Raw genomic sequence first — 14,353 nt, forward strand, 5'->3', positions numbered from 1 at the left:
GATCTTCGGCAGATGTAAAGTGAGAACATGCGCGAGGCGATCGACTACCTGCCCCGGCGTGCCGCTTCTCTCGCCTGCGAAGCCCTTGAAGACACCCGTGTGGTCATCCTCAACGGTGCCCGGCAGGTGGGCAAGAGCACGCTGGCCGAACGAGTGCTGCGCCAGCACGACGGCGGCATGGCGCGCTACCTGGACGAACCCGGGACCAGACTCGCCGCGGACCGCGACCCCAACGGCTTCCTCGATCACGAGGGCCTGATGCTGATCGACGAGGTCCAGCGGGTGCCTGAGCTCTGGCTGGCCATCAAGCACGCCGTCGACCGCGATCCCCGCCCCGGCAGGTTCCTGCTGACGGGCTCGGCTCGGCTGCTCTCCCTGAGCAGCATTCCCGACGCTCTTCCCGGCCGCTCCGAGACCATCGAACTGTGGCCGCTCTCTCAGGGCGAGATCGACGGCGACGACGACGGATTCGTCGACGCCGTCTTCGCGCGCGGGCCCCAGCTCCGGGCCAAACCGCTGGACCTGCGGAAGAAGGACTATCTCGACCGCGCCCTGCGAGGCGGATATCCGGAGGCTGTCAAGCGCACGGCGTCGAAACGACGGGCGAGGTTCTTCGACAGCTATCTCGCCGACCTCATTGCGCGCGACATCAAGCAGGTCGCCGACATCAGTCGGATCGCCGAGATGCGTCGGCTGATCTCCTTGCTCGCGGCACAGACCTCCGGACTGCTGAACACCGCGCGGCTCGCCGGTGAGCTCGGCGTCAGCCGGCCGACCGTCGCCTCCTGGATCGGCCTGCTGGAGACCGTCTTCCTCGTGCGCCGGATCCCGGCCTGGTCCGCGAACAGCACCACCAGGGCCGTCGCCACGCCCAAGGTCATCTTTACCGACTCCGGGCTCGCGGCGCACCTCACCGTCGGCGCCGTGGAGCATGGTGCGCTGTTCGAGAACTTCGTCCTCGGCGAACTGGCCAGGCAACTGTCGTGGGCGGACACCTACGCCCGGCTTTACCACTACCGCGACCGCGACCAGTACGAGGTCGACGCGATCCTCGAGAACGATGCGGGGGAGATCGTCGCGATCGAGGTGAAGTCCGCTCAGACGGTGCGGGACGACGATCTTCGCGGGCTCCGCCACCTCAAGCGGCGGCTGGGGCCGAGGATGATCGCCGGCTTCGTGCTCTATTGCGGGACCGAGTCGCTGGGCTTGGGCGAGGGCTTCGCCTGCCTGCCACTTTCGGCCCTGTGGACGTCGCGGTCCGAAGGGCGTTGAAGCCCGCCCACGAACGGACGGTCACTGCCAGAGGCCCCCGGCCCGAGCAGGACCGGGGGCGGGCGGGTGGGCGGGTGGGGGAAGAACGGCCGCTTAGGCGAGCGCCGCCTGTTCTGCGAGGCCGAGGGGCAGGCCGCCGGAGCCGGCGATCCGGTCGTGGAACTCCTTCAGCGACCCCTTGAACGAGCCGCGGATCCGCTCGATCTCCAGTGCCCCCGTGAGGTACGACGGCGCCTGGGTGGGCCACGCGCAGTACCGGTTGACCTCGCCCTTGGCCGTCTCCTCCGTCAGTCCCGAGTGGGCGAGCATGTACGACTCCGCCTCCTCCACGGACATGTCCTCGCAGTGCAGCGCGGTGTCGACGACGATGCGGGCCGCGCGGAAGATGCGGGCGTCGAGGTAGCCGAGCTCGGTGGCCGGGGTGTCGAAGTAGCCGTGCTCGTGCGCCACCTTCTCCACGTACAGCGCCCAGCCCTCGCTGAAGTAGGGGGTGCGGAAGACCTTGCGCACGGTGCGCGGGTTGCCCGCCATGTACGACAGGTGCCAGTGGTGTCCCGGGTAGGCCTCGTGGACGGCGACGGAGGGCATCATGGCCCTGGCGTTGGTGCGCAGGCGCTGCCGTACCTGCTCGGGGGTGAAGCCGTCGGGCGTGTAGGGCACGAAGAAGTAGCCCACGCGCGAGCTGGTGAGCGGCGGCGGCGAGACGTAGTGGGCGACGGCGAGGATCGGCCGGTTGTACTCCGCCGAGGGCAGCACGTGGCACTCCTCCCCCTCGGCGAAGGTGACCAGGTCGTTGGCGCGCACCCACGCGCGGGCGCGCTGGGTCTCGGCGTCGTATTCGGCCCTCATGGCCTCGAGGGTGGGCGGGTGGTCGTCGGCGAGGGCGTTGAGGGCGGCGTGCCAGTCGGGCGAGCCGTTGAAACGCCGGGAGACCTCACGCATCTCGCCGTCGAGGAGGGCGACCTGCTCGCGGCCCTTGGCGTGCAGGTCGGCGGCGCCGTACCCGAGCATCTCCCTTTCCAGGAGGAGCGTGGAGTAGAGCTTCTCGCCCATGCGCCACGATCCGCGCGCCTCGAAGCCCTCCAGGAAGGCCACGAAGGAGTCGAAGGCGTCGGCGGCGGGTTCCGCCGCCTTGAGGAAGCGGGCGCGCAGGTCGTCGGAGGTGATCATCGCGGGGATGGTCGAGGTGACGAGGCCGCGGCCGGTGCGTGCCTGGCCGAGGGCGCGCTTGACGTACAGGTCGGCGGCGAGCTCGGGGTCGAGGTTGGTACGGCAGGCGGCCAGGACGCCGGGGATCTCGGCGAGCTGGGCGACGGCGGCGTCGACGAGGACGGCCTCGGGCTGCAGCGCCCGCTGGAAGGGCACGAAGAGCGAGGAGAAGATCCCACCGAGGTAGGCCGTGGGGTCGCGGCGCCACCAGGGCCAGCTCGACAGGGCCAGGTCGCCGCGCAGTTGCGACATGACGAGGCCGCGGTCGATCCGGTCGTCGAGGGTGCCGCCTTCGACGGCCGTCAGGCGCTCCAGCCAGCCGGCCTGCTCGCGCTCGTAGGCGGTCAGACCCTCGGCGGAGTAGTCACCCAGGGTGTGGGAGTGACCTTCGGCGCCCAGCAGAGTCGCGGCGATGGGGTTACGAGAGAAGTACCAGGTGAGAAACTCGTCCACTTTCGCACAATATCCTGATGCAATGGCCCTCCAGATCACCGGCGCGCTGGGTGAACCCGACCTGATCCGCCTGCCGTGGCACCTGCCCCTGGCCGAATGGCCCGACCACCACCTCGTGGACCTGCCGCGCGGCATCTCTCGGCACGTCGTGCGGTTCGCCAGGGTGGGCGGCACGGTGTACGCGATCAAGGAGATCAGCGAACGCTTCGCCAAGCGGGAGTACGGCCTGCTGTGGGACCTGGCCAGGCTCGACGCCCCGGCCGTGGAGCCGGTCGCGTACGTGACGGGACGCGACGAGGGCCTCGACGCCGCCCTGATCACCAGGCACCTGCAGTTCAGCCTGCCGTACCGCGCGGTCATGTCGGGCACGCTGCGCCCCGACACCCTCACCAGGCTGCTCGATGCGCTGGCCGTCCTGCTGGTCCGCCTGCATCTGGTGGGCTTCTACTGGGGCGACTGCTCGCTGTCGAACACGTTGTTCCGCCGGGACGCGGGCGCCTTCGCCGCCTACCTGGTCGACGCGGAGACCGGCGAGGAGCATCCGATGATCAGCGAGGGCCAGCGCCTGCACGACATCGAGATCGCGCATCTGAACATCTTCGGCGAGATGCTCGACCTGGAGGCGGGCGGGCTGCTGCACAAGGAGATCGACCCCGAGCAGACCGCCGACGACATCGTCAACCGCTACCACCGGCTGTGGGGCGAGCTGACCAACGACGAGATCATCGAAGAGGTCGACTGGCACAAGGTCGAGCAGCGCATCCGCCGCCTGAACCTGCTCGGCTTCGACGTGGCGGAGATGATGGTGCGCCGCAAGGTCGGCACCGGCCGGCTGATCGTGCGGCCCAAGGTCGTCGACGCCGGCCACCACCAGCGCCGCCTGCTGCGCCTGACCGGGCTCGACACCGAGGAGAACCAGGCCAGGCGGCTGCTCAACGACCTGGACGGCTTCCGGGTGGCCCAGGGGCTGCGGCACGAGGACGAGGCCGTGGTGGCCCACCGCTGGCTGGCGGAGGTGTTCCAGCCGACGATCACCGCGATCCCGGTGGAGCTGCGCAGGAAGCTCGATTCCGCCCAGCTCTTCCACGAGGTTCTCGATCACCGCTGGTACCTGTCGGAGGCGAACGGCGGAGACGTCGGCCTGGATGAAGCGGTCAAGTCCTATGTGGACAACGTGCTCGTCCATAAGCCTGACGAGAAGGCACTTATCCAGGAATAGCTTCCACGCGGTGGATATTTCCTTCTATCCAGGGAGAAGTACCTTATCCACCGCGTAGCTTCTGTCCCTGAGGCCGAGAAGGATCACTCCGGTCACTCCTACGCTGACCCGGTGCTTGGACTTGATGACTGCCTCACCGAGGTGATGGCGATCCCGGGCGCCATAGACGCGCTCGTCCTGGACCACAACAGCGGCATGGCCGTGGCCGCCGGTGGTTCAGGCACCGATCCCGAGTACTCCGCGGCCGCCCTGAGCGAGACCTTACGTGTCATGACCGACGGCATCGCCCAATCGTCGGCGGGCGGCACCGTACGCATAGACGACATGATCGTCGTCAGCGACCAGGGGTATCACCTGTTCCGGCCGCTGGAGACCCGATTCGACGGCCCCCTGGTCATCTACCTGCATCTGGACCTGGAGCGATCCAACCTGGCACTGGCCAGGCACCTGCTGCACGCGATCTCCGCGCGGCTGGACCTCTGATCGATGCCCGCCCTCGACAGCCTGCTGACCGGTCTGGCCATGGAAGGTGCCTCCGGCGTGCTCCGGATCGGCCGCCAGGGCGCGGTCTACCTGGCCCGAGGCCGGGTGACCTTCATGGAGTGCGCGAGCGCGACCCGGTTCGAGGAGATCCTGACCGCCAGTGGGCGCGTCAGCGAGGTCGAGCTGCGCAGCGCGCAGAAGGACGGCGGTCAGCGCCTGGTCGACGACGGCGTGCTGAGCAGGGCCGAGCTGCAGTACTGCGCGCTGACGGCGACGCTCGACGCCGCCTTCTTCCTCTTACCCGTCAAGAGCCCGCGGCCCAAGTTCGTGCCCGACGCCGAGCACTGGCTGGGGGCGCAGTGGTTCTTCGAGGTGTCCACGCTGATCAGAGAGTCCGGCAGGAGGCGAGCGGAGTTGGAGCGGGCCTGGTCTTCGGCGGAGCTCGACGCCGCACCGGTCGTCCCGGTACGGCGGCTGCCGGGCGACAGGGTGATGATCACCTCCCTCCAGTGGGAGGTGCTGCTGAACGCCGACGGCGAGGCGACACCGCTGACGCTGGCCAGGCTGCTGGGGCGCCCGGCGGCCAAGGTGCTGCTCGCCGTACGGCAACTGGCCGCGGCCGGACTGCTGGCGCACGAGGTCCAGACGAGCGCGTCCCTGCCCAGGCGTGTGCGGACGGACCTGCCCGCCGAGCCGCACGTCCCCACCGACCTGGATGTGCTGCTACGGCTCAGGAAGGCGTTGGAGGAGCTGGCGTGAGGTTCCTCCCCTTCAGAAGGAGACCACCGATGGAGCTGCGCGAAGAGGTGCTGAAGGAGCTCATCCTCCTGCGCGAGCGCACTCCTGGGATAGGCAGCGGCATCGCCTGCTCGGTCGACGGACTGGTGCTGGCCTGCGAGTCGGGATTCCAGAGCGCCGAGCAGACGGCCGCGCTCTCCTCGGCCCTGCTCGCGCTCAGCAGGCGCATGCTCAGCCTCATCGGCAAGGGCGCTCTCGAGGAGACGGTGGTCTCCGGGAGCGCAGGCTTCGCCGCGTTCTACGCGGCGGGCCCCACGATCGTCCTCGCAGTCGTCGCCGAGCCCGGGGCCAATCTCGGGCTGCTGCGACTGGAGGGCAGGAAGACGGCGGCGAAGCTGGCCGCCATCGCATCCGAATCTGGAGGAAAGTGATGGCAAGCATGGACGTCTCCCTCAAGGAGATGATGGCCATCGACGGCGCACTGGGAGCGTGCGTGGTCGACTACGGCAGCGGCATGGCTCTCGGCGTGCTGGGCGGCTCGAAGGAGCTGGACCTGCAGGTCGCGGCGGCCGGCAACACCGAGGTCGTCAAGGCCAAGATGCGGACGATGGACACGCTCGGGCTCAAGGACGCCATCGAGGACATCCTCATCACGCTGTCGACGCACTACCACATCATCCGGCCGATGACCGGCCGCGGAGGCAAGGGCCTGTTCCTCTACCTGGCCCTCGACCGCGGCCGGGCCAACCTCGCCCTCGCCCGTCACCAGCTCAAGGTGATCGAGGAGAAGCTCGAGATCTGACCTATCCGCGGGTCAGCCGGGTGATCTCCGTGACGAACCGCTCCCAGAGCGGACGCGGCAGATCATGGCCCATGCCGGGGAAGGTGATCAGCCGCGCTCCCGGGACGGCGGCGGCGGTGGCCTTGCCGCCGTCCACCTGGATCAGCGGATCGGCCTCGCCGTGGAGGACGAGGGTGGGCTTGTCCACCGCGGCGAGGCGCTCGGTCCGGTCGCCGGAGGCCAGGATGGCCACCAGCTGGCGGGTGGTGCCGGCCGGGTCGTAGGCGCGGTCGTAGGCGAGGCCGGACAGCTTGGCGATGCGTTCGTGGTCGGGCTCGTAGCCGGGCGATCCGATCACCGACCAGACGGCCAGCGCGCGCTCGACGGCGGTGGCGCGGTCGGGGGCCGGCGGGGAGAACAGCGCGGCGCTCGCCTCGGGGGTGGGCGGTCCCGCCTTGCCGGGCGTGGACATGATCGAGGTGAGGGAGAGCACACGGTCGGGGTGGTTGATCGTGAGTTCCTGGGCGATCATGCCGCCCATGGAGACGCCCACCACGTGGGCGGCGGGCCAGCCCAGCGCGTCGAGCAGGCCGACGGTGTCGAGCGCCAGGTCGGCGAGCAGGTACGGGGCCTGCGCGTCGCCCGCGAGCGCGGCGCCCAGGTCGGGGACGCCCGCCTCGTGCAGGTGGGTCGACAGGCCCACGTCGCGGTTGTCGAAACGCACCACGTGATGGCCCTGCTCGGCCAGCAGCTCGCAGAAGGCCTCGTCCCACATGATCATCTGGGAGCCGAGTCCCATGATGAGCAGGAGAGGGCGGTCGCCGGGGGTGCCGAAGCTGTCGTAGGCCAGTTCCAGGCCGTTGGCTTTCGCGCTCATGGTCACGCGAACAGAATGACATTCTGTTCGCACGAGGTAAAGGGGACGGCCCGCTGAAAGGGGGATTCAGCGGGACGTCCCCTTTGGACCGTGGAGGCTCAGCGCTGGGCGAGCTTCTTGATGCGGTCGCGGCCCAGGAAGAGGCCACCGCCCAGCACCGCCAGCCCGCCCACCAGCACGAGGCCGGCGGCGTTGGTGTCGGAGGAGCCGTCGATGTTCTCCTTGGCGGCCATGTTCGACACCGGGGGCGCCTCGGCCGCGGCCGCGGCCTTGGTGCCCTCGTCGGCCTTCTCGGCCGGCTTGGGAGCGGCGGCCTTGGCGGCGTCGGCCTTCTTGCCCGCCTCGGCGGCGGCCTTGGCGGCGGTCTGCGCGGCGCTCAGCGGCAGCGGCTTGGCCGGGCTGCTGTCCTTGCGGCCGTAGGCGCCGGTGGAGAAGGCCACCGGGTGGTTCTTCTTGCCGACACCGTTGCCCCACTTGGTGATGACGTACTCCACCTTCGCGTGGCCCTCGCCGCCGACACCGCTGACGCTCAGGCTGCTGGTGTTGAAGCTGCCGCCCAGCAGGTAGGCGAAGGTCTTGGCGTCCAGGTCGAGCATGATGCCGCGGTTGGAGGGGGTGCCGGGGCCGCGGTCGCCGACGAAGAACGGCGCCTTCTTGCCCTTGTAGATCACGTAGCCCTCGGTCATGAGCGGCCAGCTGGGGCTCGCGGCGAGGCCCTTCTGCATGGGGTGGCCACTGGCGGGCAGACCCGTGTCGCCGTTGCGGCCGGAGCCGTCGTCCCAGTAGTACGAGGCGGTGGTGGAGCCCTTGAGCAGGATCTGCTTCTGCTCCTGCTTCGCCACCGGCGTCATCTCGACGTCGGCGTGAGCGGGGACAGAAAGGGTCATGAGACCGGCCAGGACGCCGGAGGTGAGCAGGGTGAACGTACGCATGCCAAAGCGGGGTGCCATGAAAAGCTGAATCCTTCGTGCGGGGATGGGGAAAGGCGCCTGATCAGATGGGCGTAGCCGGGCTCGATGCCGGACGGTCGCTACGCGAGGCGCATAAGATCGTTAAAAGGCGGGACTCAGTTCCCGGATACCGCTGCGACCGGAATGTGATGCACGGGCGTGATCCTCTCCATCTCGCCTACCGGGTTAGCTGACGGGTTCGGGCGTGGAGATGCCCTACCGACTCGCTGGTCGGATTCACCCCAGATAAGTGGGTCCCCGGCTCCCGCTCGGTGCGGGACTCGGCGTCTGCCTGACTCCATGGACATTAGGCCAAGAAACGGTCAATTGCCAAACTAATCCCATAAATGGGGCAAAAGATCTACCTGTAATGGTGATGAAACGCCAGGTCCAACCCGCCTTTCCGGACGCTGGATCCCCTTTGTTTTCATGGGAAGCATGAAAGCTGTCGCCGTGTCCCGCTTCGGGGCGAGCCCAGAGCTGATGGAACTGCCGACGCCCGCCCCTGGCCCAGGTCAGGTCCTCGTACGGCTCGCCGGCGCCGGGCTCAACCCGTTCGACTGGAAGGTCGCCGACGGGATGCTCAAGGACTCCGCGCCCCACCACTTCCCGCTGATCATGGGCGTCGACGGGTCCGGGGTGGTCGAGGCCGTGGGCGAAGGGGTGGAGCTCGTACGGCCCGGCGACTCCGTCTACGGCCAGTTCATGGACCTGGCCTCCGGCGGAGGCTCCTATGCCGAGTACGCCGTCACCAAGGCCGGTTCCATCGCGCTCGCGCCCCGCTCCATGCCGCTGCCGAGCGCCGCCGCCATCCCGATCGCCTCCATGACCGCCTACAACCTCGTGGAGAGCGCCCGCGTCACGGCGGGCCAGAAAATACTGATCATCGGCGCCACCGGCGGGGTCGGCCAGGGAGTCACGCAGTTCGCCTCGACGCTCGGCGCCCACGTGATCGTCACCGCTGGTGCCGACATGGCTCCCCTCATGCGGGAGTACGGCGCGGCCGAGACCGTGGACCACCTCGCGGGCCCCGTGGTCGCCTCCGTGCGCGCCCTGCACCCCGAGGGCGTCGACGTCCTCGTCGACCTCGTCCAGGACGCCACGGGTTTCGCCGCCGCCGCCGACCTCGTCAGACCGGGCGGCGCGGCGCTGACCACCCAGGGGGTCGCGGACGTGGGCTCGCTGGCCGAACGCTCCATCAGAGCGGTCAACTTCAACAACACCGCCAGCGCCTCGCTCCTGGAGACGCTCGCCTCGCTCATCGACGCGGGGCTGTACGGGGTGCGGATCGACGCGGAGGTGTCACTGGAGCAGGCCACCGCCGCCATCGCACGCAACCGCGCGGGCGGGGCCAGGGGCAAGACGATCATCAGGATCGCCTGAACGCCCTCACTCCGGCCGTCTGGCTCCCCGTGTCCACGCGCGGAGCTTGTCGGGGTTGCGGATCGCCCACATGCGGATCACCTGGTCGTCGGCGACCTCGAAGGCGATCACCGCCACCGTGACCCCGTCGTTCTGCGCCACCAGGCCGGGCTGACCGTTGACCGTACTCTCCACCAGGGTCATGCCCGGCACGCGCCCGGCCAGGCCCAGGGCGAAGCGCACCACCTGGTCTCGTCCCTCGATCGGATGGAGCGCGGCGCTGACCAGGCCGCCGCCGTCGGCGACCACGGTCGCGTCGGGGTCGAGCAGGCCGACGAGCGCCTCGATGTTCTTGGCCTCCCAGGCCTGCTTGAAGTCCCTGACGACGGCTGCGCGCCGGGCCGTGGGGGCGGAGGAGGCGACCTGGGCGTCGCGCAGCCGCCGCCGGGCGGAGGTGGCGAGCTGGCGGCAGGCGGCGTCGCTGCGCCCGACGATGTCGGCGACCTCGGCGAAGGAGTAGCGGAAGACGTCGTGGAGGATGAAGGCCACCCGTTCCGCCGGGGTCATCGAGTCGAGCACGACGAGCAGGGCCATGTTGATCGACTCGTCGAGGGTGATGCGGTCGGCCGGGTCGGCGACGGTCTCGCCCGACGGCGCCCCGGCCCACTCCGCGGGCGCCGGCACCGGTTCCGGGATCCACTCCCCCACATAGCGCTCGCGCCTGGCGCGGGCCGACCCGAGCATGTCGAGGCAGATCCGCCCGGCGACCTTCATCAGCCAGGCGCCCGGCGTCCCGATGGCCTCGCGCTTGTCGTCGGGCAGGGCGTACCAGCGGATGTAGGTCTCCTGGACGACGTCCTCCGCGTCGGCGAGGGAGCCGAGCAGCCGGTAGGCGAGGTTGGTGAGCTGGCGCCGCTCGGCGATGATCGGGTCGTACGGGGTGTTCACGGGATCAGCCACGCGACGCCGCCGGAGTGCGCACGTCGACGGCGGGGAGCGCGGCGGGCTCACGCCGCGGCCAGAGCCGGCTGGCCTGGACGAGGCTGACGCCGAACAGCAGCACTCCCAGGGGGACGTGGACGGCCGTCGCACCCGCGAGGCCCAGCGCCACCTGCGCCGACACGATCAGCAGGAAGCCGGCCGCGTGCAGGATCGGCTTGGGCGAGCCGCCACCGGGACGCCACGCCAGGACCGCGGCGATGACGTGGACGACGGCCACGACGAAAATCGTGTACGAGGCCATGCTGTGCAAGGTGTGCCCGTGGGGGGTGGTGAGCAGCAGCCCGGCGGTGATCGGTGCGGCGAAGAGGACCAGGGTCTGCAGAACGATCATGATACGCAACATCTCAGGTGACTCCGTCTTCGGGTGTGGACCGTCATCCATACGACGACGCTGCCGCCCGGAATGTGAGGTCTGCTCCGTTCAGCCGCGCAGGGATTCTGCCACGGGACGCCGCGATCCCAGGAGAGCGGGGGCGCCGGTGAGCAGCGCCACCGCCAGCACCGCCGCCGCCACCAGGGCGAACAGCTCGGGGGCCGAGGGCATCGTGACCCTGGCGCCGTCGCCTCCGGTGATCAGATTGATCACGCCGAAGAGGGCGAACCCTCCGGGGAAGACCCCCAGCGCCGCGCCGACGAGAGCCGGGAGCACCTGCGCGGCCGCCACCGCCGTACTGACGTCCCGAGGGGTCGCGCCCAGCGCGCGGGCCAGGGCCGAGGAGCGGCGGTTGTCGAGGACGGTCGCCCAGGTGATGACGAGCGTGTTGACGGCCGCCAGGCAGAGCAGGACGACCGTCCACACGAGCAGCACCTCGCGCAGCACCTCCACCTGCGCCTGGCCGTACGCCGGCGTGCCGGACCGCGAGGCGAGGAAGGCGTCGAGCACCAGCAGGACGAACAGCCCGCTGACGGTGACCGCGACGCTGACGGCGCCGAGGACGACCCGCCGGGGACGGCGGGCGGCGACGCGTACGGCCAGAAGCAACGAGGCGGGCAGCCGCGCCGAGATCGCGATCAGCCAGCCGACCCGGCGCGGCGGGCGCGGGGCGTCGGCCAGCGCCCCCACCGTGCTGGAACGGGCGGCGCGCAGCGACGGAATCCCGGTCGCGACCACGGCCACGCCGAGAGCGGCGGCGACCACCCAGGCCGCCGTCGCCACGGTCGGCACCGGCGTGGACGCCTGGCCGAGCAACCCGGCTCCCGGCCCGGTCAGCAGGGGCGCGGCCAGCGTTCCCAGCGCCAGGCCGCCCACCGCCGCGGCCAGCGCCACCAGGACGTACTCGGCGAGCATCACGGCGGCCACCAGTCCCGGCGTGCCGCCGACGGCCTTGAGCAGCCCGACCCGCCTGGTCTGGTCGGCGATCCGGCCGCCGACCAGCACCGCAAGCCCCGCCACCGCGAGCAGGCCGAGCAGCCAGGCGCCGATCAGCAGGAGGATCTGGGAGTCTCGCGCCAGCTCCGTGGCCTCCTCCTGGACGGTCTGCCACGTGTGCGTGATCACCGACGGATGAGCGTCCGCGAAACTCCGGGCCTGGGCGGGATCCGACAGCCTCAGGTTCAGCACGTAGGAGACGTCGTCGCTTAGGGCACGCGTGTCGGCCTGGGTGAGCCAGACCAGCCCGGGGTCACGCAGCAGACCGGCGGGCAGGTTCGTGCCCTCCGGCACCTCGCCGCTGGCACAGCCGGCGGTGACGTAGCAGGACCCGCCGGGATAGGGCGCCGTCGCGGCGGTGACCGCGAGGCCGGACACCACGAACGCACGACCGCCGAGGGTGACCTGATCGCCGACGCCGACGCCCAGCGCCCGGGCGAAGGCCGCCTCGAGCACCGCGCCGCCGTCGCCGGCCCACCCGCCCTCGACCACCGCCGGCCGGTCGACCGCCGCCGACGCGGTGTCGCGCCCGACGACCTGCACGTCGGAGGTGCGCCCCGCCGCCCGGAGCTCGGACGGCACGACCGGGTAGGGCCCGCTGTATGCGGCGACGCCACTCGCCGTCGCCAGCTTCTCGAGGGTGGCGAGCTGCGCGGAGGCGACCACGTCGGGCCCCGCCGTCGCCTCCCTGGTGCTCTGGTACGGCCCGGCGGCGGCCTCACGCAGGACCAGCCCCAGCGTCAGCGTCGTGGTCGCCGCCAGGACGGCCAGCAGCAGGAGCGCGGTCTCGACGCGCCGCCGCCGCAGGTCGCGTACGGCCAGCCGGGCCACGAGCACCATGCGGCCCATCGCGTCAGTCCTCCAGCCCGGCGAAGGCGCCGAGCCGGCCCGAGGTGCCGCCGGTGAGCCTGGTCTCGTCGACGAACACCCCGTCGCGCATCGTGATCAGCCGGTCGGCGGTCGCGGCGATCCGCGCGTCGTGCGTGACGATGACCATCGTGTGCCCCGCCCCGTGCAGGCTGTCGAACAGCTGCAGCACCTCCAGGGTGGCGGCGCTGTCCAGGTTGCCTGTCGGCTCGTCGGCGAGCACCAGCGACGGCTCGTTGACCAGGGCACGCGCGACCGCGACCCGCTGCCGCTGGCCGCCGGACAGCGCCGACGGCAGGAAACGTGCCCGGTCGGCGAGCCCGACCCGCTCCAGCAGCCGCTCCGCCCGGCGCCTGGCCGCCCGCGGCGAGCGCCCCGCCAGCAGCGCGGGCAGCTCGACGTTCTCGACGGCGGTGAGCTCCTCCATGAGGTGGAAGGCCTGGAAGACGAAACCGATGTCCGTCCTGCGCAGGCGGGCCAGCGACTTCTCGCCGATGCCGTCGACGCGGCCGCCGTTGAGCCACACCTCGCCGCCCGAGGGCCGGTCGAGGCCGCCCAGCAGGTGGAGCAGCGTCGACTTGCCGCACCCGCTCGGGCCCATCACCGCGACGGTCTCCCCCGCGCCCACGTCGAGGTCGACGTCGTCGACGGCACGCACCAGTCCTTCGCCCGTGCCGTACTCGCGCCTCAGTCGGCGGGCACGGAGCACGGGAATGTCGACGGCGTCGTTCACGATGCACTCCTTCTGCTGGTCCAGTTCGTCTCGCAGGCCTCGAGCCAGCGCAGGTCCGCCTGCAGGCGGAGCACGATGCCCTCGAGCAGCAGGCCCGCGTCGGAGCCCGGCGGCTCCGCCATCGCGGCACGCTGGGCGTCGCGCAACCGGCGCAGCAGCTCGCGGCGCTGGGTGTCGACGATGGTGATCGGGTCGGCCAGGCGGGCGGCCGCCGCGGCGACGAGCTTGAGATGGAACTCGGCCAGATCGGGCCGGGGCCAGCTCACCTCGGCGATCCAGTCGGCGACCCGCTGCTGGCCCTCGGGGGTCAGGGAGTACACCTTCCGGTCGGAGCGGTCGGCCGTGTCGGCCAGCCGCTCGACCGCCACCAGGCCGGCCTTCTCCAGGCGGGTCAGCGTGACGTAGATGTGGCCGGCGTTCATCGCGTCGCCGAGCGGGCCGAGGGCATCGCGCAGCCGCGCACGCAGCTGGTAGCCGTGTGCCGGCTCCTTGGCCAGCATCGCGAGCACCACTTCTTGCTGCAACGGGCCCTCCTGTATAACCGTTAGCCCCTACGTCTAACCGTTATACCTCGCGAAGGCCGAACGCGCGCGAAACGCGGAAAACGGGGAACCGGGAGCGGGGAACGGGGAGGTGCGGAACCCCGCAGACGCGGACCGTGGGCGGCGACGCGTGGCCCAGAAGCGACGGAATGTGGGCGCGACGCGTGGCCCAGAAGAAGCGATCGCAGAAGGCGCGGAACGCAGAAGAGGGGGCGCGGTCAAGGAAACCGCACCCCCTCCTGGTGTCTGGCGTCAGCCGCTCTTGCGCCGGAACGAGCGCTTGTTGGCGGCAGGCCCGTGAGCCCCGTGGATCTTCGACGGGTCCTTGCCCCTGCCACCGGCCTCCGCGCTGGCGTGCTGGCTGCGCTTGGCCTCCAGCGCCTCGCGGAACTTGCGCTTCATCTCATCCTCTGGCGCTTCCTGAGTCGTCTCGGGCTCCGCCGGTGAATCAGTCATGAGGACCTCCTGGTGTAGGGGACACCCAAAGTTTCCCACG

16 protein-coding genes and 1 riboswitch are annotated in these 14,353 nt (G+C 70.6%); of the genes, 7 read left to right on the forward strand and 9 right to left on the reverse strand.

The window, feature by feature from the left end; translation table 11 throughout:
• The first annotated feature begins 27 nt into the window (after positions 1-27).
• Positions 28-1,272, forward strand: a complete 1,245-nt coding sequence (locus tag HNR30_RS25005; protein WP_181612466.1) for an ATP-binding protein — start codon at positions 28-30, stop codon at positions 1,270-1,272.
• Positions 1,273-1,365: 93 nt separating this feature from the next.
• On the opposite strand, the gene HNR30_RS25010 is transcribed toward HNR30_RS25005, so the two are convergent.
• The gene (locus HNR30_RS25010; protein WP_312894622.1) at positions 1,366-2,934 is read right to left on the reverse strand and encodes a DUF885 domain-containing protein; all 1,569 of its coding nucleotides are present in this window, start codon (positions 2,932-2,934) and stop codon (positions 1,366-1,368) included.
• Positions 2,935-2,956: 22 nt separating this feature from the next.
• Here HNR30_RS25010 and HNR30_RS25015 point away from each other — a divergent pair, with 22 nt between their 5' ends.
• From HNR30_RS25015 to HNR30_RS25035, 5 genes are all read left to right on the forward strand, one after another.
• Complete coding sequence (locus HNR30_RS25015) at positions 2,957-4,153, forward strand: DUF4032 domain-containing protein (RefSeq protein WP_181612468.1); 1,197 nt, start codon at positions 2,957-2,959, stop codon at positions 4,151-4,153.
• A 111-nt stretch (positions 4,154-4,264) separates the two neighbouring features.
• Entirely contained in the window at positions 4,265-4,636 is a 372-nt protein-coding gene (locus tag HNR30_RS25020) for a roadblock/LC7 domain-containing protein (RefSeq protein WP_181612469.1), read from the forward strand.
• A gap of 3 nt (positions 4,637-4,639) precedes the next feature.
• The gene (locus HNR30_RS25025; RefSeq protein ID WP_181612470.1) at positions 4,640-5,395 is read left to right on the forward strand and encodes a transcriptional regulator; all 756 of its coding nucleotides are present in this window, start codon (positions 4,640-4,642) and stop codon (positions 5,393-5,395) included.
• Between the two features lie 29 nt (positions 5,396-5,424).
• The gene (locus HNR30_RS25030; protein ID WP_181612471.1) at positions 5,425-5,805 is read left to right on the forward strand and encodes a roadblock/LC7 domain-containing protein; all 381 of its coding nucleotides are present in this window, start codon (positions 5,425-5,427) and stop codon (positions 5,803-5,805) included.
• Positions 5,805-6,176 carry a hypothetical protein gene (locus tag HNR30_RS25035; protein WP_181612472.1) on the forward strand — a complete coding sequence of 124 codons (372 nt, stop codon included), beginning with the start codon at positions 5,805-5,807 and terminating at the stop codon, positions 6,174-6,176. Before HNR30_RS25030 ends, HNR30_RS25035 begins: the two co-directional genes overlap by 1 nt.
• A gap of 1 nt (position 6,177) precedes the next feature.
• Here HNR30_RS25035 and HNR30_RS25040 read toward each other — a convergent pair whose 3' ends face one another.
• Both HNR30_RS25040 and HNR30_RS48080 read right to left on the reverse strand, forming a co-directional pair.
• Positions 6,178-7,032: an alpha/beta fold hydrolase gene (locus HNR30_RS25040; RefSeq protein WP_181613040.1), complete on the reverse strand. Its 855-nt coding sequence runs from the start codon at positions 7,030-7,032 to the stop codon at positions 6,178-6,180.
• A 98-nt stretch (positions 7,033-7,130) separates the two neighbouring features.
• Positions 7,131-7,964, reverse strand: a complete 834-nt coding sequence (locus HNR30_RS48080) for a hypothetical protein (RefSeq protein WP_246379161.1) — start codon at positions 7,962-7,964, stop codon at positions 7,131-7,133.
• A gap of 178 nt (positions 7,965-8,142) precedes the next feature.
• Positions 8,143-8,279: riboswitch (cyclic di-AMP (ydaO/yuaA leader) on the reverse strand.
• A 141-nt stretch (positions 8,280-8,420) separates the two neighbouring features.
• On the opposite strand from HNR30_RS48080, the gene HNR30_RS25050 reads away from it, so the two are divergent.
• Positions 8,421-9,365 (forward strand): NADP-dependent oxidoreductase, encoded by a 945-nt coding sequence (locus HNR30_RS25050; RefSeq protein ID WP_181612473.1) that lies wholly within the window; start codon positions 8,421-8,423, stop codon positions 9,363-9,365.
• 6 nt (positions 9,366-9,371) lie between these two features.
• Here the strand turns inward: HNR30_RS25050 and sigJ are convergent, their stop codons facing one another.
• From sigJ to HNR30_RS25080, 6 genes are all read right to left on the reverse strand, one after another.
• Entirely contained in the window at positions 9,372-10,292 is a 921-nt protein-coding gene (gene sigJ, locus HNR30_RS25055) for an RNA polymerase sigma factor SigJ (protein WP_312894623.1), read from the reverse strand.
• Positions 10,293-10,296: 4 nt separating this feature from the next.
• Positions 10,297-10,677: a hypothetical protein gene (locus HNR30_RS25060; RefSeq protein WP_220133976.1), complete on the reverse strand. Its 381-nt coding sequence runs from the start codon at positions 10,675-10,677 to the stop codon at positions 10,297-10,299.
• Between the two features lie 90 nt (positions 10,678-10,767).
• Positions 10,768-12,564, reverse strand: coding sequence for an FtsX-like permease family protein (locus HNR30_RS25065; RefSeq protein ID WP_181612476.1), 1,797 nt, complete (start codon positions 12,562-12,564; stop codon positions 10,768-10,770).
• A 4-nt stretch (positions 12,565-12,568) separates the two neighbouring features.
• Positions 12,569-13,315 (reverse strand): ABC transporter ATP-binding protein, encoded by a 747-nt coding sequence (locus HNR30_RS25070; protein ID WP_312894624.1) that lies wholly within the window; start codon positions 13,313-13,315, stop codon positions 12,569-12,571.
• The gene (locus tag HNR30_RS25075) at positions 13,312-13,839 is read right to left on the reverse strand and encodes a PadR family transcriptional regulator (protein ID WP_246379163.1); all 528 of its coding nucleotides are present in this window, start codon (positions 13,837-13,839) and stop codon (positions 13,312-13,314) included. The genes HNR30_RS25070 and HNR30_RS25075 overlap by 4 nt, the downstream gene beginning before the upstream one ends.
• Before the next feature lie 270 nt (positions 13,840-14,109).
• Positions 14,110-14,313, reverse strand: coding sequence for a DUF5302 domain-containing protein (locus HNR30_RS25080; RefSeq protein ID WP_181612477.1), 204 nt, complete (start codon positions 14,311-14,313; stop codon positions 14,110-14,112).
• Positions 14,314-14,353 lie beyond the last annotated feature (40 nt).

The sequence above is a fragment of the Nonomuraea soli genome (assembly GCF_013761175.1).
Lineage (GTDB): Bacteria > Actinomycetota > Actinomycetes > Streptosporangiales > Streptosporangiaceae > Nonomuraea > Nonomuraea soli.